This window comes from Caballeronia sp. LZ028, assembly GCF_031451415.1.
GTDB classification, from domain to species: Bacteria; Pseudomonadota; Gammaproteobacteria; order Burkholderiales; family Burkholderiaceae; genus Caballeronia; species Caballeronia zhejiangensis.
The window spans coordinates 1-1,184 of the sequence record NZ_JARUXN010000040.1 but is presented as its reverse complement, the minus strand read 5'-3'; the positions used below and the strand labels follow the sequence as shown (position 1 = coordinate 1,184).

At 65.6% G+C, this 1,184-nt stretch carries 1 protein-coding gene; it reads left to right on the top strand.

Annotated features, from left to right (window positions below):
• The first annotated feature begins 2 nt into the window (after positions 1–2).
• Positions 3–1,184 (top strand): acetyl-CoA C-acetyltransferase, encoded by a 1,182-nt coding sequence (locus tag QCE58_RS33970; protein ID WP_175982097.1) that lies wholly within the window; start codon positions 3–5, stop codon positions 1,182–1,184.

The following is a 1,184-nucleotide window of genomic DNA, read 5'->3' as shown; positions in this document are numbered from 1 at the left end:
AAATGACTGACGTAGTGATCGTATCGGCCGCGCGTACGGCGGTAGGCAAATTCGGCGGCTCGCTCGCGAAAATCGCGGCGCCGGAACTCGGCGCGACGGTCATCAAGGCCGTGCTGGAGCGCGCGGGCGTAAAGCCGGATCAGGTGAGCGAAGTGATCCTGGGCCAAGTGCTCGCGGCCGGTTCGGGCCAGAATCCGGCGCGCCAGTCGCTCATCAAGGCGGGCTTGCCCGACATGGTGCCGGGCATGACGATCAACAAGGTCTGCGGCTCGGGCCTCAAAGCGGTGATGCTGGCAGCGAACGCGATCATCGCGGGCGACGCGGAGATCGTCGTCGCGGGCGGCCAGGAAAACATGAGCGCGGCGCCGCACGTGCTGCCGGGCTCGCGCGACGGCTTCCGCATGGGCGACGCGAAGCTGATCGACACGATGATCGTCGATGGCCTGTGGGACGTCTATAACAACTATCACATGGGCACGACGGCGGAAAACGTCGCGAAGGAATTCGGCATCACGCGCGAGCAGCAGGACGCGTTCGCGGCGCTGTCGCAGAACAAGGCGGAAGCCGCGCAGAAAGCGGGCCGCTTCAACGATGAAATCGTGCCGGTCGCGATTCCGCAACGTAAAGGCGAGCCGCTGCAATTCAACACCGACGAATTCGTGCGTCACGGCGTGACGCCCGAAGCGCTCGCGGGCCTGAAGCCGGCGTTCTCGAAGGAAGGCACGGTGACGGCTGCAAACGCATCGGGCATCAACGACGGCGCGGCGGCGGTCGTCGTGATGTCGGCGAAGAAGGCCGAAGCGCTCGGCTTGACGCCGCTCGCGCGCATCAAGGCGTACGCGAACGCGGGCGTCGATCCGAAGATCATGGGCATGGGCCCGGTGCCGGCGTCGAAGCGCTGTCTGGAGCGTGCGGGCTGGAGCGTGAACGATCTCGATCTGATGGAAATCAACGAGGCGTTCGCGGCGCAAGCGCTGGCGGTGCACAAGCAGATGGGCTGGGATCAGTCGAAGATCAACGTGAACGGCGGGGCGATCGCGATCGGTCATCCGATCGGCGCGTCGGGCTGCCGGATTCTCGTCACGCTGCTGCACGAAATGCAGAAGCGCGACGCGAAGAAGGGTCTGGCGTCGCTGTGCATCGGCGGCGGCATGGGTGTCGCGCTGGCGGTGGAACGTCCGTAA